This window comes from Flavobacterium sp., from assembly GCF_030146175.1.
In the GTDB taxonomy this organism is placed as follows: domain Bacteria; phylum Bacteroidota; class Bacteroidia; order Flavobacteriales; family Flavobacteriaceae; genus Flavobacterium.
This window is the reverse complement of the sequence record NZ_JASLCE010000064.1, coordinates 16,963-37,789: the sequence shown is the minus strand read 5'-3', so window position 1 is coordinate 37,789 and position 20,827 is coordinate 16,963. Positions and strand designations below refer to the sequence as shown.

The 20,827-nt window shown below is 41.5% G+C and carries 17 protein-coding genes; 10 read left to right on the top strand and 7 right to left on the bottom strand.

The window, feature by feature from the left end:
- Positions 1-67 precede the first annotated feature (67 nt).
- Positions 68-3,496 (bottom strand): methylmalonyl-CoA mutase family protein, encoded by a 3,429-nt coding sequence (locus tag Q1R07_RS07670; protein ID WP_300488146.1) that lies wholly within the window; start codon positions 3,494-3,496, stop codon positions 68-70.
- Positions 3,497-3,705: 209 nt separating this feature from the next.
- Between Q1R07_RS07670 and Q1R07_RS07665 the strand changes: the two genes are divergently transcribed.
- The gene (locus Q1R07_RS07665) at positions 3,706-4,203 is read left to right on the top strand and encodes a nuclear transport factor 2 family protein (RefSeq protein WP_300488143.1); all 498 of its coding nucleotides are present in this window, start codon (positions 3,706-3,708) and stop codon (positions 4,201-4,203) included.
- Between the two features lie 68 nt (positions 4,204-4,271).
- Here the strand turns inward: Q1R07_RS07665 and Q1R07_RS07660 are convergent, their stop codons facing one another.
- Positions 4,272-5,759: a catalase gene (locus Q1R07_RS07660; protein ID WP_300488140.1), complete on the bottom strand. Its 1,488-nt coding sequence runs from the start codon at positions 5,757-5,759 to the stop codon at positions 4,272-4,274.
- A gap of 209 nt (positions 5,760-5,968) precedes the next feature.
- Between Q1R07_RS07660 and Q1R07_RS07655 the strand changes: the two genes are divergently transcribed.
- Complete coding sequence (locus Q1R07_RS07655; RefSeq protein ID WP_300488138.1) at positions 5,969-6,709, top strand: DUF4197 domain-containing protein; 741 nt, start codon at positions 5,969-5,971, stop codon at positions 6,707-6,709.
- Positions 6,710-7,148: 439 nt separating this feature from the next.
- Here Q1R07_RS07655 and Q1R07_RS07650 read toward each other — a convergent pair whose 3' ends face one another.
- The 3 genes from Q1R07_RS07650 to Q1R07_RS07640 form a co-directional block, all read right to left on the bottom strand.
- A complete protein-coding gene (locus Q1R07_RS07650; RefSeq protein WP_300488135.1) occupies positions 7,149-8,534 on the bottom strand; it encodes a di-heme oxidoredictase family protein in 1,386 nt (461 codons plus the stop codon).
- 143 nt (positions 8,535-8,677) lie between these two features.
- Positions 8,678-9,772 carry an imelysin family protein gene (locus Q1R07_RS07645; RefSeq protein ID WP_300488133.1) on the bottom strand — a complete coding sequence of 365 codons (1,095 nt, stop codon included), beginning with the start codon at positions 9,770-9,772 and terminating at the stop codon, positions 8,678-8,680.
- A 25-nt stretch (positions 9,773-9,797) separates the two neighbouring features.
- Entirely contained in the window at positions 9,798-11,156 is a 1,359-nt protein-coding gene (locus tag Q1R07_RS07640) for a porin (protein WP_300488130.1), read from the bottom strand.
- A gap of 103 nt (positions 11,157-11,259) precedes the next feature.
- On the opposite strand from Q1R07_RS07640, the gene Q1R07_RS07635 reads away from it, so the two are divergent.
- The 7 genes from Q1R07_RS07635 to Q1R07_RS07605 all read left to right on the top strand — a co-directional run bounded on the left by Q1R07_RS07635 (position 11,260) and on the right by Q1R07_RS07605 (position 17,945).
- Entirely contained in the window at positions 11,260-12,651 is a 1,392-nt protein-coding gene (locus Q1R07_RS07635) for an HTTM domain-containing protein (RefSeq protein WP_300488127.1), read from the top strand.
- A gap of 136 nt (positions 12,652-12,787) precedes the next feature.
- On the top strand, positions 12,788-14,146 hold the full coding sequence (locus Q1R07_RS07630; RefSeq protein WP_300488124.1) for a T9SS type A sorting domain-containing protein: 1,359 nt from the start codon (positions 12,788-12,790) through the stop codon (positions 14,144-14,146).
- Positions 14,147-14,151: 5 nt separating this feature from the next.
- Complete coding sequence (locus tag Q1R07_RS07625) at positions 14,152-14,589, top strand: thioredoxin family protein (protein ID WP_300488121.1); 438 nt, start codon at positions 14,152-14,154, stop codon at positions 14,587-14,589.
- Positions 14,586-15,578, top strand: coding sequence for an FAD:protein FMN transferase (locus tag Q1R07_RS07620; protein ID WP_300488118.1), 993 nt, complete (start codon positions 14,586-14,588; stop codon positions 15,576-15,578). The genes Q1R07_RS07625 and Q1R07_RS07620 overlap by 4 nt, the downstream gene beginning before the upstream one ends.
- Positions 15,579-15,785, top strand: a complete 207-nt coding sequence (locus Q1R07_RS07615; RefSeq protein WP_300488115.1) for a DUF4266 domain-containing protein — start codon at positions 15,579-15,581, stop codon at positions 15,783-15,785.
- A 2-nt stretch (positions 15,786-15,787) separates the two neighbouring features.
- Entirely contained in the window at positions 15,788-17,281 is a 1,494-nt protein-coding gene (locus tag Q1R07_RS07610) for a DUF3570 domain-containing protein (RefSeq protein WP_300488113.1), read from the top strand.
- A gap of 52 nt (positions 17,282-17,333) precedes the next feature.
- Positions 17,334-17,945: a lipocalin family protein gene (locus Q1R07_RS07605; RefSeq protein ID WP_300488110.1), complete on the top strand. Its 612-nt coding sequence runs from the start codon at positions 17,334-17,336 to the stop codon at positions 17,943-17,945.
- A 61-nt stretch (positions 17,946-18,006) separates the two neighbouring features.
- Here Q1R07_RS07605 and Q1R07_RS07600 read toward each other — a convergent pair whose 3' ends face one another.
- Complete coding sequence (locus Q1R07_RS07600) at positions 18,007-18,804, bottom strand: helical backbone metal receptor (RefSeq protein ID WP_300488107.1); 798 nt, start codon at positions 18,802-18,804, stop codon at positions 18,007-18,009.
- 49 nt (positions 18,805-18,853) lie between these two features.
- Here Q1R07_RS07600 and Q1R07_RS07595 point away from each other — a divergent pair, with 49 nt between their 5' ends.
- Positions 18,854-19,939 (top strand): lipase family protein, encoded by a 1,086-nt coding sequence (locus Q1R07_RS07595; RefSeq protein WP_300488104.1) that lies wholly within the window; start codon positions 18,854-18,856, stop codon positions 19,937-19,939.
- Between the two features lie 6 nt (positions 19,940-19,945).
- Here the strand turns inward: Q1R07_RS07595 and pyrF are convergent, their stop codons facing one another.
- The gene (gene pyrF / locus Q1R07_RS07590) at positions 19,946-20,764 is read right to left on the bottom strand and encodes an orotidine-5'-phosphate decarboxylase (protein WP_300488102.1); all 819 of its coding nucleotides are present in this window, start codon (positions 20,762-20,764) and stop codon (positions 19,946-19,948) included.
- Positions 20,765-20,827: the final 63 nt, after the last annotated feature.

Genomic DNA, 20,827 nt, shown 5'->3' with positions numbered 1-20,827 from the left:
GTTAGTTATAACTGAAAGAGCACCCGTAATGGGTGCTCTTTTTTATCATATGATGATCATCTATTAATTACATATTTCTGCGGTATTGTCCACCTACTTCAAACAAAGCTGATGTGATCTGACCTAAAGAACAGTATTTCGCAGCATCCATTAGCTTTTCGAAAATATTCTGATTCTGAATCGCCGCTTCCTGGATAATCTCTAATTGTTTTAGCACTTCATCCGCATTCGCCTGATGTAGGTTTTCCAGGGTATGAATCTGGAATTGTTTTTCCTCTTCCGTTGCACGGATAACCTCAGCCGGAACAACCGTTGGTGAACCTTTCGAACTTAAGAACGTATTCACTCCAATGATCGGGAATTCTCCGGTATGTTTCAGGGTTTCATAGTACAAACTTTCCTCCTGAATTTTAGAACGCTGGTACATGGTTTCCATAGCACCCAACACACCACCTCTTTCGGTAATTCTGTCGAATTCGGCTAAAACGGCTTCCTCAACCAAATCGGTTAGTTCTTCGATGATAAACGATCCCTGAATTGGGTTTTCGTTTTTCGCCAATCCTAACTCTTTATTAATGATCAACTGGATAGCCATCGCACGACGCACCGATTCTTCGGTTGGCGTAGTAATCGCCTCATCGTAAGCATTCGTGTGCAACGAGTTACAGTTATCGTAAATCGCATATAGTGCCTGTAAAGTCGTACGGATATCATTAAAATCGATTTCCTGCGCGTGTAACGAACGCCCGGAAGTCTGAATATGGTATTTTAACATCTGCGCTCTTTCGTTGGCTCCGTATTTTAATTTAAGCGCCTTCGCCCAAATTTTACGCGCCACACGTCCGATAACCGCATATTCCGGATCGATACCGTTTGAAAAGAAGAACGACAGGTTTGGTCCGAAATCATTAATGCTCATACCACGGCTCAGGTAGTATTCCACATAGGTAAATCCGTTTGCCAGCGTAAAGGCCAACTGTGTAATCGGGTTAGCACCTGCTTCGGCGATATGGTATCCGGAAATTGAAACCGAATAGAAATTTCGTACGTTTTTCGTGATAAAATACTCTTGAACGTCACCCATCAAACGCAACGCAAATTCCGTAGAGAAAATACAGGTGTTTTGTGCCTGATCTTCTTTTAAGATATCCGCCTGAACGGTTCCACGTACTTGCGCTAATGTTTTTACTTTGATGTCGTTATAAATATCCAACGGTAAAACCTGATCTCCGGTAACACCCAATAGCATTAATCCCAATCCGTCGTTACCTTTTGGCAGATCACCATTATAACGCGGACGCGCTACGCCTTTTTTCTTGTAGATCGCTTCAATTTTAGCTTCTACTTCTTTCTCCAATCCGTTTTCTTTGATATACAATTCACATTGCTGATCAATAGCGGCATTCATAAAGAATCCTAACAACATCGGCGCCGGACCGTTGATGGTCATACTTACCGATGTCATTGGGTGTGCCAGATTGAATCCGGAATATAATTTTTTCGCATCGTCAAGACAACAGATCGATACTCCGGCATTTCCGATTTTTCCGTAAATATCCGGTCGGTGACCCGGGTCGTTTCCGTATAAAGTCACACTATCGAAAGCGGTTGACAAACGTTTTGCCGGCATTCCCAAACTTACATAGTGGAAACGACGGTTGGTACGTTCCGGTCCGCCTTCTCCGGCAAACATACGGGTTGGATCTTCTCCTTCGCGTTTAAACGGATACAATCCGGATGCAAACGGGAATTCTCCCGGTACGTTTTCCTGTAACGACCAACGTAAAATATCGCCCCATGCCTGATATTTCGGCAATGCTACTTTTGGTATCTGCGAATGCGACAAACTTTCGGTATGTGTCGCGATTTTGATTTCTTTATCACGAACCATAAAACTGTACACCGGGTTTTTGTATTTGTTTACTTTTTCATCCCAGGTTAGAATAATTTCCCAGTTATACGGATCAAGGTTCATTTTTACTCTGTCGAATTCTTTTAGCAATAACGACAGGAATAGTTTTTTATCGTCATCGGAAGTTGCTACGGAAGCCTCATCGATTCCTGATTTATTGATCGATGGTTTTTGACCTGAAACGGTTTCGATGGTTTTAAAAATGCCGTATAATTTTTGAGCCACATCCTGCTGACTTACCGCTACTTCATCATACTTACGGTTATTTTCGGCGATTTCCGATAAATAACGGGTACGATGCGGTGGAATCACGAAAATTTTCTCGCTCATCTCGCGGGTAATTTCAAAAGTCGACTGTAAAGCGGCACCCGTTTTTTCTACTACTTTATCCATAATGGATTTGTAAAGCGTGTTCATTCCCGGATCGTTAAACTGCGAAGCGATTGTTCCGAAAACCGGCATCGCATCCGGGTTTACGTCCCAAAGGTTATGGTTGCGCTGGTATTGTTTTTTCACATCGCGAATCGCATCCAACGCACCTCTTTTATCGAATTTATTGATCGCAACCAAGTCGGCAAAATCCAACATATCGATTTTTTCCAACTGTGTCGCGGCTCCAAACTCCGGTGTCATCACATATAATGACACATCCGAATGTTCCAGAATTTCCGTATCCGACTGACCGATACCGGATGTTTCCAATACAATCAGGTCGTATTTCGCTGCTTTTAGCACTTCAATCGCTTCAGCCACATATTTTGACAACGCCAGATTGGACTGACGCGTAGCCAAAGAACGCATATAAACTCTTGGATTGTTAATCGCATTCATACGAATACGGTCGCCCAATAAAGCACCGCCTGTTTTTCGTTTGGATGGATCGACAGAAATCAAACCGATTGTTTTTTCCGGGAAATCGATCAGGAAACGACGTACCAGTTCATCGACCAAAGACGACTTACCTGCACCACCGGTTCCGGTGATTCCCAATACCGGGATATGATTTTCTTTATTTTTCTGATGAATCTGATCCAAGGTATCTTTGGCCACTTCGGGAAAGTTTTCGGCCGATGAGATCACCCGTGCAATTGCCGTTGGATTTTTCTCTTCCAAATGATTGATCTCTCCGTTTAGAACATCTCCAACCGGGTAATCGGCACGTTGTACCAAATCATTGATCATTCCTTGTAATCCCAACTCTCTTCCATCATCCGGCGAATAGATACGCGTAATTCCGTATTCGTGTAATTCCTTAATTTCCTCCGGAAGGATCACACCGCCTCCACCGCCAAAAATCTTGATATGTCCGGCACCTTTTTCTTTTAAAAGGTCGTACATATACTTAAAATATTCATTATGTCCCCCCTGATACGACGTCATTGCAATTGCATTGGCATCTTCCTGGATCGCTGTATTAACTACTTCTTCCACACTTCTGTCGTGACCTAAGTGGATCACCTCAACACCGGTTGCCTGGATAATTCGACGCATGATGTTGATCGCCGCATCGTGCCCGTCGAATAACGACGCAGCCGTTACAATACGGACTTTATTAACAGGTTGGTAAGGTTGTGCTTGTTCCATTGTTATTCTGAATTTTGAGGTCGCAATGTAGTGAATTCTGCAAGATTAAAAAAGTGTTCGGTTGTTAATAGATTGCCCTTCAACACGCTTTAAGCCTATTTTTATAACACAGAAAAACAGGGTTTCACAATTAATCTAAGATATTCGATTGAAAAAACTACTCCGATCAACTGTAACAAACTACCGTTTTACCGGACTGATAAAAGAAAATGATGAAAAAAACGGGATTTTTACTACTCCTATTTTGTCTGACAACCACGCTGTTCGGTCAGGAGCAACATCACTCCGAATTGTACCGCGCCATACGAGAAAAAGACAGCCTTTTATTTAATGTAGGATTCAACACCTGCGACATCCGCCAATTTGAAAATCTTATCAGTGATCATTTTGAATTTTACCACGATTTGGGTGGCATCACAAAATCCAAAGCCGAATTTATTTCCGGGATTCAAAACGGACTATGCCAATCGGAATACAAATCCCGCCGGGCATTGATTCGCGAAAGCTTACAAGTCTATCCATTAAAACAAAACGGTGTTTTATATGGTGCTATCCAAACGGGAAAACATCAGTTTTATGAAACCCGAAAGAACAAGCCGGAATATCCAACCAGTATCGCACAATTTACACATGTCTGGTTACTGGAAAACGGCGTATGGAAATTTAGCCGTGGATTAAGTTATGATCATCAGCCGTATAAACCCTAAGCACGATCTTTTATAAAACAAAAAAGGCGCATCTCTGCGCCTTTTTTAAATCGATATACTATTTTGTTTTATCCTTTATGGATGTTGTCCATATCTATTTCTACGCCCAATCCCTGTGCAATACCCATTCCCAATCGGGCATCGGCACGGAACCAGTGACAAAGCTGGCGGTTGATAATTTCCATTTTTTTAGGTCCGCCAATGCCTTTCATCGCACCTACAATATTATGGATGGTATTTTGTTTGGCTTCCGGTGTCATAATATCAAATAATTTACCCGGCTGTGAATAATGATCATTTTCACCTTCCGCATTGCGATCGTACCAGTCGGCTATAGAATTTCCTAAATCCCAGGCCGGTTCTTTATACGATTGATCCACTTCAATGTTATCAAAACTATTCGGGAAATAATTCGGATTACTACCGCCGTTTCCATCGACACGCATCGCTCCATCTCGCTGGTAATTGTTCACTGCAAACGGACAACGGTTTACCGGAATCTGTTCGAAATTGGATCCCAAACGATAACGGTGCGCATCCGGGTAAGACAACAAACGTCCCTGTAGCATTTTATCGGGCGAATATCCGATTCCATCCACTACGTGTGCCGGAGCAAAAGCCGCCTGCTCTACGTCCTGGAAGTAATTATCCGGATTCTGATTTAATTCCAATACCCCTACATCGATAAGCGGATAATCGCCATGCGGCCATACTTTTGAAAGATCGAACGGGTTGATATGATAGTTTCGCGCTTCCGCTTCCGTCATTACCTGAATTCTCAGATTCCAACGCGGATAATGCCCGTTTTCGATCGCTTCAAACAAATCGCGTTGTGCATAATCCATATCTTCCGCACGCATCTGATCGGCTTCCTGACCGGTAAAATTTTTGATACCCTGAGCCGATTTAAAATGGAACTTCACATAAAAACGCTCGTTTTTATCGTTAATCATCGAAAACGTATGACTTCCAAATCCGTGCATAAAACGATAGCCTTTTGGCGTACCGCGATCGGACATTAAGATGAGCACCTGATGTAAACTTTCCGGGTTTAGCGACCAGAAATCCCACATCATGGTTGGCGATTTTAAATTCGTTTGCGGATCCCGTTTTTGTGTGTGGATAAAATCCCCGAATTTTTTAGGGTCTTTGATAAAGAAAACCGGTGTATTGTTTCCTACCAAATCCCAATTTCCGTCTTCTGTATAGAATTTCACCGCAAAACCTCTTGGATCGCGTTCCGAATCGGCCGATCCTTTTTCTCCTCCAACCGTAGAAAAACGCAGAAACACACGGGTTTCTTTTCCTACCTTATTAAATACTTTTGCTTTGGTATATTTCGAAATATCATGGGTAACGGTAAAAGTCCCATAAGCACCGGAACCTTTGGCGTGTACCACTCTTTCCGGAATACGCTCCCGATTAAAGCTGGCCATTTTTTCGTGAAGAATAAAATCCTGAAGTAAAATCGGTCCGCGTGCGCCAACGGTCTGCGAATTTTCATTTTCAACGTAGGGTTTTCCTGAGGCAGTTGTTAGTTTGTTGTGTGCTTTCATTTTTTTAGATTTTTGGATTAACAAACGATTTAAGGATTTAAAGTTTTGAGAATCAATCTCCATAGCACTTTAAATGTACTCAAAATTACCGAATGCATCCACACAAAAACCATAAATCAAATTGATTGTTCTTATTTTTTGATAAGTAAAAATTATACTAAATTTTTGGTACAAACTTTGATTACCTTTGAACATCAATAACAAATACTATGAAAAGAATAATTTTACTCCTTGCGCTTTTGTCACTATCCTATCATGCCGATGCGCAGATTTTTAAACAATTAACCGATAAAATAAAAGGTTCTACCAAAACACAAAGTACCGGTACCGGATTGTTGAGTCAGACCGATATAGCAGCGGGTTTAAAAGAGGCCTTAAACAAAGGGATTGAAAAACAGGTAACCAAGCTAACTCAGGTCGATGGTTTTTATAAAAACGAAATGGTTAAAATCCTGATGCCGGAAGAATTGCAAAAAGTAGACAAAACCCTACGCAGTATGGGAATGGGAAGCCTTGCAGACGAAGGTATTAAGGTAATGAACCGCGCGGCCGAAGATGCCGTAAAAGAAGCCACTCCTATTTTTGTGAACGCGGTTAAAGGAATGACGTTTACCGATGCCAAAAATATTTTAATGGGTAACGATACCGCTGCAACGACCTATTTACAGGGTTCCACGTCAACAGCATTATACGCTAAATTTAATCCGGTTATTAAAACCTCGTTTGAAAATGTAGGTGCTGATAAAGTATGGACGGGAATTATCAATAAATACAACACCTTGCCATTGGTTAAAAAAGTAAATCCGGATTTAACCGATTATGTAACCAACGAAGCCATGAAAGGGGTGTTTAAAATGATTTCGGTAGAGGAAAAAGACATCCGTGGAAACCTGAATTCGAGAAGCTCTGATCTATTGAAAAAAGTGTTTGCAGTACAGGACAAAAAATAATCTGAAAATTATAAAAAATGGAATAAGAAGCCTTCGGGAAAGAAAAATCTTAAAGTATTCTTAAGAATCTATTTTTTTAATTATCAATAACATACAAATAACATTCCGTTAACACAAGTGCTAAAAAAAATGTCGGACATTTGCAGAGTAATAAATGATTTCTCATTTGGTTAGGGTTAGTTAAAAAAGAATTGCCGGTGCTTCTCACACCGGCTTTTTTTATGCCATAAACGAAAACACCTGACAGGTTTTGGAAACCTGTCAGGTGTAACTTATAAGGTAAAACTCTACAAAGATGTTGAAAACCTTTAGGGTTCGTTAAGAAGAATTTCCGGTGCTTCTCACACCGGCTTTTTTTATACCATAAATTAAAACACCTGACAGGTTTTGGAAACCTGTCAGGTGTAACTTTAAAATATACCTATATAAAGGTGTACTTTTATAAGGAGTTTAAAAAGGCTAATAATGAGGTTCGCTCCGCTGTAGAAAGTTGTTTAAAACGATCTTTTGCATTTTGTCCTTCACCGCCATGCCATAGAATGGCTTCGGTTAGGTTTCGCGCGCGTCCATCGTGTAGAAAATGTGTATGTCCGTTTACCAATTCCGTTAAACCGATTCCCCATAATGGTCGTGTTTTCCACTCTTTACCATTTGCAAGGAAATCCGGACGGTTATCGGCCAATCCATCCCCCATATCATGTAATAGCAAATCGGAATACGGATAAATGACCTGATTCGACAAGGCCGCAATCGGGCTATATCCTGTGGTTTGTTTTGGCGTATGACATTGCGCACAGCCAATTCGTTCAAAAATCGCAGCACCTTCCCGTACCTGTCGGCTACCGATATTTCGCGGTGCCGGAACGGCCAGTGTTTTACAATACAACGCCACCTGATCCAAAACAGCATTGGCAATTTCCGGATCATCATTCAGACCATCTTGCCCGTTTGACTGGTTGTGTCCGGTTTCATTCGGAAATATATAATTGGTAATCCCCATATCTTCCACATAGGCCGCCGCACATTGTACCAAAATGGTTCCGGTATTGGCTTTCCATCCAAAACGTCCCAATACGGTTTGTTGTAACATCGGATCCCAGACATAATTGGCTTTTCCGGAAATCCCATCGCCATTAGTGTCATTGATATCCTGTAATGCCAGAATATTCGCTTCCGGAATGGCTTCCAAAAGTCCTAATCCAAAAACCGGGGTTCCGATTCGCGGTGATGTCATCATACCCCCCGGAAACGGCATATATGGATTGGTTAAAGTGATAACCGGTTTTCGAAGTCGTACAACCGTACCATCGGCCAACGTTTCAATAATTTCTTCAAAAGTAACCTGATAGGCTGCTTCGGGCGTATATCCGAATAAAGCCTGATTTTGAATCTGCAAACCAAAACCCGGAGCAGCAAGTGGTCCACCATGCGTATCCATTCCCGGAATACTGGCACGAACCAATAAACCGCTTCGATTGTTGATCACAATAGGAAACGCCGATCGTCCGTCTCTTGGGTGACAAGCAATACAGGATGAATTATTAAAAATGGGACCCAATCCGGAGTTCACATTTGCCGGTGCCGTCACAAAAATGGATTCAAACTGCACATCACCCGACAAATGGATTCCCAAACTTTGCGGATCCAGATTCGGTGCCGGCATACTAAACGCATTACTGGTTGCCAGAAAAACAGTCGTTTCACCTCCGGCCATTAACCGGTCATTTAAATCCGGAATATTTTCATATTCGTCCGGATTGTTATCATTACTACAGGAACCCAGTATTATTCCCAACAAGCCTAATGCTATGTATTTTTTTATCATGTTGTTTTTCATTGGAAAATCCCCCACTTAAATTGTATTAGGTGAGGGATTAGGAAGACATCATAATGAAGGTTCACAAATTAATTACAACTTGTGAAACTAAATCACGGTCAAAATTATAGTTACTATGGCAATTACTATTCTTAGTTATTAATTAACGGTAACAATTGCGTTTGCAACATGCTAAACAATTCGTTCACTTTTTGCTGTGCATTTTCAACTGCCGGTCTGTTGTTATAGATGGCATCCGTAAACGATACCGGAATAGCTTCGATTGCTGAAATTGACTCTGCAATTTTCGCTTTGATCGCCGTATCCAATTGGGGATTTCTGGCCGCCACTACATCGGTTAATCCTTTTCCATTTACACTTCCGTAATCACCTAAATAAATATTCTGAACACTACGAATGTTATCGGCAAAATCTAAAAGTGAATTTTTACTAAAACGAGATTCTTCTGCCTGAGGTGAAACTCCTTCTCCATTCGGTCCGTTTAACGGCTCCTGAATTTTGGTATTGGCTACCTCATCCGCAATGGTGATAATTCCGTGAACAAACTCTTCCAATGCCGCTTTCTGAGACGGATATTTTACGTTACCGGAATTTCCGGCCGTAAGGAAAAATCCAACATAATTTCCGGAAGAAGCACTCCATCCGTTGATCAATGTTTGAGTGTTATTTTGTAAATCTTCTGCAGCCGCTTTAAGGTATTGTAACTCACGAGCGGTAAGTTGTGCCGCTGTTTTCGTTCCGTTTTCTCCCCATAATAAGAACTCGATTAAGTGGAATCCACGTGCTTCCGGGTTAGCTGCAATTACATTCGCAGTGATTTGCTGACCACTGTTAAGAATGTTGTTCATCGCTTCCACGTCAACCGGCCAGGTATCCATTGCCGGATCCAAACCTCCGTTTCCTAAAGCGTCATCGGCAACCGGTCCGTAAAGGAATCCTTCCGATTGTTCCCACGGTTTACGGGTATTCATCCAAGCCTGTTTTGCAGCAGCAAGATTGGTTTCGTTTGGTGTTGTTGCCAACGTATTGATTGCCGTTCTTAATTCTCCGGCTTTTTGGTTTAATGTTTTATAGGTTTCTACCACTACATTTGATGACACATTACCAATTACATCCGAAAATAATGAAGCGTTCGGGTCTACATAGTTAGTATCGTCATTATTACTACAATTTGCTAATGTCATTGCCATTGCAACAAATCCCAGACTTAAAATTCTTCTTTTCATCTATTAAAAATTTGAGTTAGTATTATTAAAACGAGAATCCGATTCCGGCAGAAAAAGTATTCTCTTGTTGTCTTTCACCTGTGTTTAGCGATGTTACCGGATCAAACTGATACGATCCCAATCTTCGGTTTTGATAATGTGCTTTTAACACGATCTGCGGATGCACAAACCAGTTAAAACCACCCATCATAGCACTGCGTTCCCAACGTGGCTTACGCACTACGTTTCCTTCCACTTCATGCATGGTGTCGTAGTAGTCGTAACGTAAAAACGGGTATACTTTATGCTTGGCCTGCGGATTAAAGAAATGCAGGATTTCGTAACCTACTTCAGCCGAAAATCCAACTACATTTTTCCCAACCGGCGTTCTTTTTACCCCTAAGTTATTGGACAAACTGGCATTTTTACGGGAAACGATATTGGAGTTTTCAAGGTTTCCATATAGGAAAATCGAGTTAAAACGCAGGTAATCCTCATCGTAAGTAATATGTCCTTCGAAAATGGTCACATAAGCCGTTTCCTTCATATCGTTTTTCGGACGGTTTGCAGCGGCATCATTAATATAGGCCGAAACCCCGAAATAGGTATTTTTGTGTGTTCCGAATTTATAATCCAAACGCGCTGTCAAAGCCCAGCTTTCGCCAACTGACATTTCAAAACGGGTTTGGTATCCTTCTTTGATCCATCCTCGGGAACTAAATCCGGACGCATCCAAACCATTGATAACCGATACTTCGTATTTGAATCGTTTTTTCCAGAAAGTACCGTGGAATTGTACCCCGTTTTCATACCATCCTAAAGGCAGGATTTCGTTTTCCATTTCCTGACGGTGCGTTGTAAAATACGAGATCGGACGGTCTAAATCCTGTGCCAATCCAAAGTGAATTTTCATACGTCCCACACGAACGTTAAAATACGGACGGATGGCCAGGTTAACGTGAACCTGTTCGATTTTCACTTCTCCACCCGCTTCGATTTCCTGTTCGTATTCTCCGGCTTCTTCCTGTGTATCCAGTTCGATAGTAGAACCGGTTCCGCCGTGTTCGAATTCGATTTCCGATTTAAAACTAATCCAATCGTTAAAATTATAACCCAGATATAGGTTCAAACGTTCGGCATCAAATTTATCTTTCATTCCCAGATCGGTATCATAGCGTCGGTAGTTGTAATAATTCACCACTCCATAACCGCTCAGCGTAAACTTGCTCCAGTTAAAAAGGTTTTTATTATCGTTAGCAAAATCTTGTTTTACTTCTTGTCGAAGCTCTTCTCTAAGCTCCTTTTTGATTTGTTCTTTAAGTTGTTTAACACTCGTAGAATCAACCGTTTGTGCGTATCCAGTATATGAAATTCCGGCGAGTAATAAAAGTAATATTCGGTTCATACAGTCTTTAAATTTCGGGCAAAGCTATATATTTATTTTTAATAAGTCTAAATAAGTGCAATATTTTTTTAACTTTGCCCTAACTTTTGATTAAGATTTTTTTATGTTAAAAGATTATCGATTCGCTAACGTTTTAGCCTTCAATCGCTTAAAACCGATAAAAGGCCTATTCAAAAAAAAGCAGGATCAGTTACTATCCGCCTTATTTACCCCGATTGACAATTCGCAATTAATCCTTTTCAGGATTGTTTTTGGTTTATTGGTCACATTACATTGTTTACAATCCGTCACCTCCGACTGGGTGCGACGCAATTTTATGCTTCCCTCCTATACGTTTACACATATCGGAATGGACTGGTTGCAACCATTACCCGGTAACGGTATGCTTTATTACTTCTATGCAATGGGAATTGTCGGACTGCTAATTTCGATCGGATGGTTCTACCGTTTCAGCATGGCTTTGTTCACGATTATGTGGGCCGGTGTCTATTTTATGCAAAAAACCGCCTATAACAATCATCATTATCTGTTGTTGTTACTTGGGATTATGCTGTTTTTTTTACCGGCCAATTGTGCCAATTCGGTAGATGCCCGATTAAAACCATCCATCCGCAAAACTCATATCCCGCAATGGTGCATTTGGGTTTTAATCTTGCAGGTTGGTATTGTTTACTTTTATGCAACCGTAGCCAAGCTATATCCCGACTGGCTTGACGGTACCTTTACCCGCGAAATGCTAAGCAAACATGCCACGTCATCACTAAAGACATTGTATTCTCAGAAATGGTTTTACCTGTTTATTGCCTATGCCGGTATCCTTTTCGACTTACTCGTTGTGCCGTTAATGTTATGGCGTCGTACGCGAATGCTGGCTTTTATCGCCTCGGTGATTTTCCATTTTTTTAATAAAATACATCTTGGTATTGGGATTTTTCCGTTCCTGGCCTTGTCGTTTTCCATATTGCTTTTCCCACCGGAAACCATACGCAAGCTATTTTTCAGAAAAAAAATTGTACCGGAAACCGATCATCAAAAAACGGATTATGGAAAGCGGATACTGCTTTACTTTTTTATCCCTTATTTTATTTTTCAACTGGCATTCCCATTACGGCACTGGCTGATCGAAGGCGATGTTTTATGGACGGAAGAAGGCCATCGGTTAAGTTGGCGAATGATGCTGCGCAACCGAAGCGGTTATTCCAAATTCTATGTCGTGGATCATGCCACCGGTGAAAAAAAACGCTATAAATTAAAACGCATTCTAACCAAAAAACAGATCCGTGGAATGCAAACCAAACCGGATATGATCTGGCAAACGGCGCAAAAGATCAAAGAAGCGTATCAAAAAGAGGGAAAAAACATCAGCATTTATATCGATTCGAAGGTGTCGATTAATAAAAAACCACTCCGTACGCTCATCGACCCCAATGTCGATTTTGCCAAAGCCAAGTGGAATTATTTCACTCATAATGAATGGATTCTACTCTATAAATAGCAGTATAATTGATAACAATTCGGCCACTTCATTAAATAAAATTCAAAAAAATATCGATTAAAGGTCAAACCATTAAGAAAATTTAGTAGTATTGCAAATTATTTAGATTTAGTATAAATAAAAATAACTTACCAAAATGAAAAGAACATTACACGCCTGTTTTACTGCATTACTCTTGCTTACACTACCCGATTGTATCGCACAACCAATACGCATCGGAAACGAAACCAGTAATAACATTACCAGCGATGCTCCGGTAAACTGCGTATACGAAAAATCAGCCAGCGAAAGTCTGTATCTGTCCAGTGAAATTAACAGTTCCGGAACCATAACCGCAATAGCCTGGCAACACAGTTCCACTTTTAATGCGGCAGCCACCAACAATATCAAAATTTATTTAAAAACCGCCACGCTTACCGCTTTACCATCGGGTACCGTTGGTAGTGGTTTTTCAGGTTATACCGAAGTATATTCCGGAGCATTACCGGCTATAAGTGCAGCCGGATGGAATACCGTCACCCTGACAACCCCATTTTCCTACGATAAAAATACCGGTAATTTAGCCATATTGGTAGTACGGGATGCAACTACAAAAGACGATAACAATTATCCGAGATTCCGAGCCACGACAACCAATCCCAACTATCTGTGTCGCAAATACAGCAGCGGTGTCGACTTTTTCACACCAACCGCAACACCGTGGAACAGCAATGCCAGTATGAGCGGTTCGTATTTCCGCCCGAATATTCAGATCACAATGAACAGTAATACGCCAACAGCTACTTACTGTACGATCAACAATAACAATAGCTGTTTGTATGGCGGTACGATAACCAACGTTACTTTTGCCGGAATCAACCATACCACCGAATGCAGTCAGGATAACTATTCGTATATCGATTATACTGCGACTGTTGGCGCGGCACAAATTGCCAAAGGTTCTACAAACAGTATTTCCGTGACGGTAGACAATCCGGGAAGCAGCGGCGGTGTAGGTGTTTGGATCGATTTTAACCAAAACGGAACCTTCGAAAGCAATGAGTTTTTTAGCTTAGGAACCATCAACAGCAGTAACAGTGTAACTTTTAGCAGCAACCAGATTGTCGTTCCTACAACCGCTTTAACCGGTACCACCCGTATGCGAATCCGTTCGAAACGACTAACCGCCGTAACGGCTGCCGAGGCCTGTGAATTTATAGGCAGCGCACGCGGCGAAGTAGAAGATTATGCCATTACCATTGCCGAACAACCTATGGGACTTTCCGATTTCGATAAAACTTCCGTACGACTGTATCCAAACCCAACACAAGGAACCGTGACGTTTGAAACCACTGAAAACATCAAAAAAATTACGTTTTACAATTCACTTGGCCAAATTATTGCCGTTCAGACATCGACTATCGCAGACCTGTCGGCTTTTGGAAGCGGGATTTATACCGCGAGAGTTGAGTTTGAAAACGGTCAGACCACGACCCAAAAGATCATCAAAAAATAATCCCTATGAAAAGCCACTATTTATTTTTACTCCTAATCAGTACCTTTACATATGCCCAACATTGGGAAAATGATTTTGAAAACGGCAAAAAAAATGCCGTGGCCGAAAACAAAAATATCGTACTTGTATTCTCCGGTTCCGACTGGTGTGCGCCTTGTATCAAACTGGACAAAGCCATCTGGAGTTCTGAAGAATTTAAAACCGAAGCGGATAAAAACTGGATTCTGGTAAAAGCCGATTTTCCGAAAAAGAAAACCAACACTTTATCGGAAAGTCAACAGAACCAAAACAACAATCTGGCCGAACAATACAATAAAGAAGGTCATTTTCCACTGGTAGTTGTACTGGACAAAAATGGAAAAGTACTGGGAAAAACCGGATATAAAAACATTAGTCCTACGGCTTATATCGAACTATTACACACTTTAGAAAAGAAAATATGAAACGCTTTCTCCTGATCGCATTCCTGACAAATACTATCGTCCTTAACGCACAAGTGGCCCATAAAAGGGTCGTAAAACTAATGGGTAGCCGTTTTGACATCACTATTGTGGCGAAAGATATTCCCACTGCGGATGCTTATATCGACACCGCCGTGGCCGAAATCACCCGTATTGAAAACCTGATTTCGGAATGGATGCCTCAAACTCAGGTTTCGGAAATCAATCGGAATGCCGGCATTCGTCCGGTGGTTGTAGATCAGGAACTTTTTGATCTGACACAACGCGCGATCGGTTTTTCCAAACTGACAGACGGTGCTTTTGATATCAGTTTTGCGGCAGCCGATAAAATCTGGAAATACGATGGTAGTATGACCGTGTTACCATCGCCGGAAGAGGTAAAAGAATCCGTTAAAAAGATCGGCTATCAAAACATCATCCTCGACAAAGAACACCGTACTATTTTCCTGAAACTTCCGGGAATGAAAATCGGTTTCGGATCGATCGGGAAAGGCTATGCCGCCGATAAAACCAAAGCGCTTATGATGGAAAAAGGTGTCGTAGCCGGAATCATCAATGCATCGGGCGATATGAACACCTGGGGAAAACAACCGGATGGTAAAGAATGGACTATCGGGATTACAAATCCTAAAAACAAAGCACGCGTTTTTGCGGTTTTCCCACTTACCGACGGTGCCGTGGTTACGTCCGGCAGTTACGAAAAATATATTGAAATCGATAAAAAACGATATTCCCATATTATTGATCCCCGAACGGGTTACCCGGCCAGCGGCTTATCGAGTGTTACGGTTTTTGCCGCAAGTGCCGAAATGGCCAATGGTATTTCCACCTCTGTTATGGTACTCGGCCAGGAAGTCGGCATGAACCTCATCAACCAGATCCCTCAAATCAGTGCGGTTATTGTAACCGACAGCGGCAAAATTTTCTACTCCAAAAACATTGATCACAAAAAATTAAAAAAGACCAACTAAATGAAACCCGCATTACTCCTTTTAGGGTGCTTCCTCCTATTTTCCTGCAACACCGTAAAAGAATACGAAAAACAAAATAGTAACGATCCCGATATGAAACTATCGGCACGATCGTCTGAGCGCTACGAGACCAATTTTCAAATTTACCGCGAAGGTGCTTCGGGCGCCAATGGCGGAAAAACAGGAGGAGGCTGTGGCTGCAATTAAACATGAAAAAAATACTTTTTTATACCAGTCTCTTCTGTTGCTCCATTGTAAATGCACAGGAAGATGAAAACGCCACGTCCTATAAAAAACGGGTACTCGAAACAACCGAGATCGAATTTTTGGGCAGTTATTACCAGCAGGACGGAAAACACTCGGCTGTTGGCGGTGGTGTCGGAACCGAAAAATTAAAAGATTACACGTCCAATATCGTATTGACCATTCCGCTGAACGACGACGATGTGTTAACCATCGATGCCGGTTTTTCGGCCTATACGTCGGCTTCGTCCAGTAATATCAACCCATTTGTAACCGATGGATCGTATACCGTAACCACCACCAATAACAACAATACCGGAGCTTCCCGTGGTATGAATCCAACCGGTCTTTACAGTAAAGACGACGATTATACGACCACAACCACTACTCCGGCACCTTATGGAAGTCCGTGGATCGAATCGACCGGAGCTTCCCGTAAGGATGTTTTAAAAACACTATCGGCTAGTTATAGTCATAGTTCAGACAATCGGAATACAATCTGGAATCTTAACGGTAGTGTTTCCAAAGAATACGATTACCAATCCTTTGGAGTGGGTGCCGGTGTTGCGAAATTGTTTAACGACAAAAACACCGAAATCAGTGTAAAAGCCAGTGCTTATTTTGACAAATGGGATGCGATTTACCCGACCGAACTCCACGAATATGCCCTTTACGGATTGAATTTTCAGGGTTACGGTTATTTCCAGGGGGTAACGATTTTGGACGAATACGGACAACAATCAACCAATTACCTACCGAAAGCCTTTCAGGAGTTTTCCAATGAAAACAGGAATTCTTATTCCTTCTCCTTAGGATTGTCGCAGATATTGACCAAACGCTTACAGTTTTCCCTGTTTATGGACGTCTTGTATCAGGAAGGATTACTATCGACACCGTATCATCGTATTTATTTTGCCGACAAAGCCAACTACTATATTGGTCAGCCGCGCTATATTCCAATTTATGATAAACCCGGAAACATAGGTGTATTCCGACTATCGGATGATGTGGAACGTCTACCGGGAACGCGATTTAAAATTCCGGTTGGAGCGCGCGTTAATTACTATATCAACGAACAATTTGTGATACGCAGCTATTACCGCTACTATGCCGACGATTGGGGATTATCGGCCCATACGGCCAGCATCGAAATTCCGTATCGCATTTCGGATCATTTTACCCTTTTGCCCATGTATCGTTTTTACACCCAGAAAGGGGTTCGCTATTTTGCGCCGTTTGAAAAACATTATTCGTACGAACGCTATTATACGTCCGATTATGATCTTTCGTCTTTCGACAGCCACCAATATGGTTTCGGACTGAGTTATACCGATTTGCTTACCAATACGCGTATTCTTCATTTCGGTCTGAAAAATATTGACTTACGCTACCAACGTTACGAAAGAAGTGACGCTTTAAAAGCGGATATCATCAGTATCGGAATCAAATTTGTCCAGTAAATAATTATTGATCAATAAACAATTATATTTTAATTTTTAACCTTAATCCATTATGAGTAAAAAACTATTTTTAATGCTAACCCTGGTCGTTACGATCGTATTTTTTAGCTGTAATAAAGACGAGGATACTGCGATATTACAGAGTAACCCTGTGATTGGAACCTGGAAACTGGTTGAGGAATACAGCAACAACCAGCTGGTAACCTTAAATAACTGTAACCTACAGGAAACCTATATTTTCGGGGAACAACAATTTACCCATGAAATGTATTCGAATGGCGGTCGTTTTGACGATTCGACCTTTCAAAAAGGCGGTGATGACGACGATGACGATGATCACCACAGCGGAGGTGATGACGATGACGACGATGATGACGATCACGGACCGGTAAATCCAAACCCAGGAACCGGTGGTGGAACAACCGACGACGACGACGACGATGATCACGGAGGAAACGGTGGTACCGGAACGTGCGTATTATCTGAAACGGTAATTGGTTACTGGACGAATCCGGGTAACAACCTGTACAGTCTGACGAGTTCGAATGCTATCGATACCAAAAACATTATTTTCACCGACAATGGTAACAAGTTTTACTATGAAACAGCCGTAAACGTAAACGGTATTTCGGTGACTAAAAAATATGTGTTCAAAAGACAGTAATCCGGAATTTTTTAGTGTCTCAACAAAAGAGCCGTCTTGATCAAGACGGCTCTTTTTCGTTTTATGCGATACGTTGCTGTAACTGTTTAAAATAATCAAACGCCTTTACCAGTCGGCTACCATACCAGGAGAACATTTCTCCGTCCACAAAAATCGTTTTGGCATGATGGGTAAAACGTCCGATTTCAAAAGCGTGTTCGTCCTTAAACGGATAGGGTTCCGACGAAAGGAATACCAGATCCGGATCGCCTTCCAGTCGGATTTTTTTTAATTCCACTTCCGGATAACGTCCTTTATTGTCATAGATGTTTTTAAAATGATTCAGTTGTAGCAATTCATTGATAAAATTGTCCGAACCGGCGGCCATATACGGATCTCTCCAGATAAAATAAGCGACTTTCTTTTCGGACTTATCGGCTATAAAACGCTTAAAATCTTCATAGGCATAGCGCGTCTTATCGATCCATTTCTGCGCATCGGTACGTTTGTTAAACAACTGACCGAAATCGGCTATCATTTGCAGGTTATCTTCTATCGTAATAATATTGGTTACCCATACCGGACAGATTTTAGACAATTCGGCTACAATCTCAGCCGTATTTTCTTCCTTATTCGCGATAATAATATCCGGAGCCAACAAGCGTATTTTTTCGTAATGCACCTTTTTTGTACCACCAATGACTTTTTTGGTCGATTTAAGATGGAACGGATGAATGCAAAACTTGGTTATCCCAACTAACTGTTCTTCCAATCCTAAGTCAAAAAGTAATTCGGTTTGCGACGGTACCAACGAAACAATGCGTACCGGCGTTTGTTCGAACGTATGCAACGTTCCCATTTGATCTGTAAGCGATTTCATTTTACAAAAATACAAAAAGCCGTATCTTAGTAAGTAAAATCAGAACAGAATGAAACGAATTTTATACACCTTACTCGGAATTCTGGCTTGCCATACTCTTTTCGCTCAGAAATTACAACCCGGTTTTGACAAATCGGAATACACCGAACTACTCTATGCCTACTCCCGCTGGAGCGATAGCACACACAATAAAGGAATCCCCGAAAGCAATCGTTTTAAAAGAACCTACCGATCGGAAGAAATGGGATTGGTCAACCGTTGGGAATTGTATGAAGATCCGTACGGTATTAATGTGATCAGTATTCGCGGAACCACACCAAGCGAAGTAAGTTGGCTGGCCAATTTTTATGCGGCGATGATTCCGGCCAAAGGGAAGCTGCAATTAAACGATTCCACGGCATTCGAATACCATTTTGCCGACGATCCGCGTGCCGCTGTTCACGTAGGCTGGAGCGTTGCAAGCGCCTTTTTGCTGCAGGATATTATTCCGGTCGTGTGGCAACAGTACAACAAAGGTGTTAGGGATTTTATCATTTTTGGACATAGTCAGGGCGGTGGAATCAGTTACCTCATCACGGCACAACTGTTATATTATCAGAAAACCGGAGTACTCCCGGCCGATATGTATTTTAAAACCTATTGCAGTGCCGCACCCAAACCGGGAAATCTGCCTTTTGCCTACGAATATGAAGCCTCGCGGCAAACCGGATGGTCACAAACGGTTGTCAATGCAGCCGATTGGGTTCCGGAAGTTCCCGTATCGATTCAAACCCTGACCGATTTTAACGTGACCAATCCGTTTAAAAATGCCAAAAGTATGATCAGCAAACAAAAATTCCCGACCAATCTGGCTTTAAAACACATATACAATCAATTGACCAAACACAATAAAAAAGCGATGCGACGTTACCAAAAATACCTTGGCAAAGTCGCATCAAAATTCGTTGTAAAAAAATTAGTCGGTTATAAATCTCCGGACTATTTTGAATCCAATTATTATGTTCGAACCGGTACTACCACTGTTCTCTATCCCGATGCACAGTATTATGTCCAATTCCCGGATAGTGATACCAATGTTTTTGTACACCATTCTTTGCAATCCTATCTGTATCTGACGGATAAATTAACGGATTAACAAGAATTAGCGGTTGGCTAAAATACTTTGCATTTCCTGTTGGATTTTTAAGGCTTCGGCTCTTGCTTTTTCGGCAAAATCCATTCCCTGAGATGCATAAATAATCCCGCGTGAGGAATTGATCAATAAACCAACATTGGCATTCATACCATAACGGCAAACTTCCGAAAGACTGCCGCCTTGCGCACCTACTCCCGGAACCAGTAAAAAGCTATCCGGGATAATTTTTCGTATTTCCGAAAAGTATTCCGCTTTGGTTGCGCCAACCACATACATTAGGTTCTGACTGTTTTTCCAGGTTTTGGAAGTCGCAATTACTTTTTTATACAATTCTTCTCCGTTCACTTCCAATGTCTGAAAATCAAACGCACCTTCATTGGATGTCAATGCCAACATAATTGTATGCTTGTTTTCAAAAGCGAGGAACGGTTCCACACTGTCTTTTCCCATATAGGGTGCCACGGTCACACTGTCGAAATCCATATCTTCCAGAAAAGCTTTGGCATACATGGATGATGTGTTCCCGATATCACCGCGTTTCGCATCGGCTATTGTAAAAATGTCAGGGTATTTTTCGTTGATATAACGAATCGTTTTTTCCAGTGACTTCCAGCCTTTGATTCCGTAAGCTTCATAAAAAGCCGTATTGGGTTTGTACGAAACAGCCAGGTCGTGTGTGGCGTCGATAATCCTTTTGTTAAACTCAAAAATCGGATCTTCATATTGCAACAAATGTTCCGGTATTTTCGTCAAATCGACATCCAGACCTACGCAAAGAAAAGATTGTTTCTGTTGGATTTGTTCAATTAAGTGTTGTGTTGTCAAGATGTTGTTTATTTAGTTGTGTTGTTGTTTAAAAAAAATGCCACACTAAGATTTCTTTTGTGT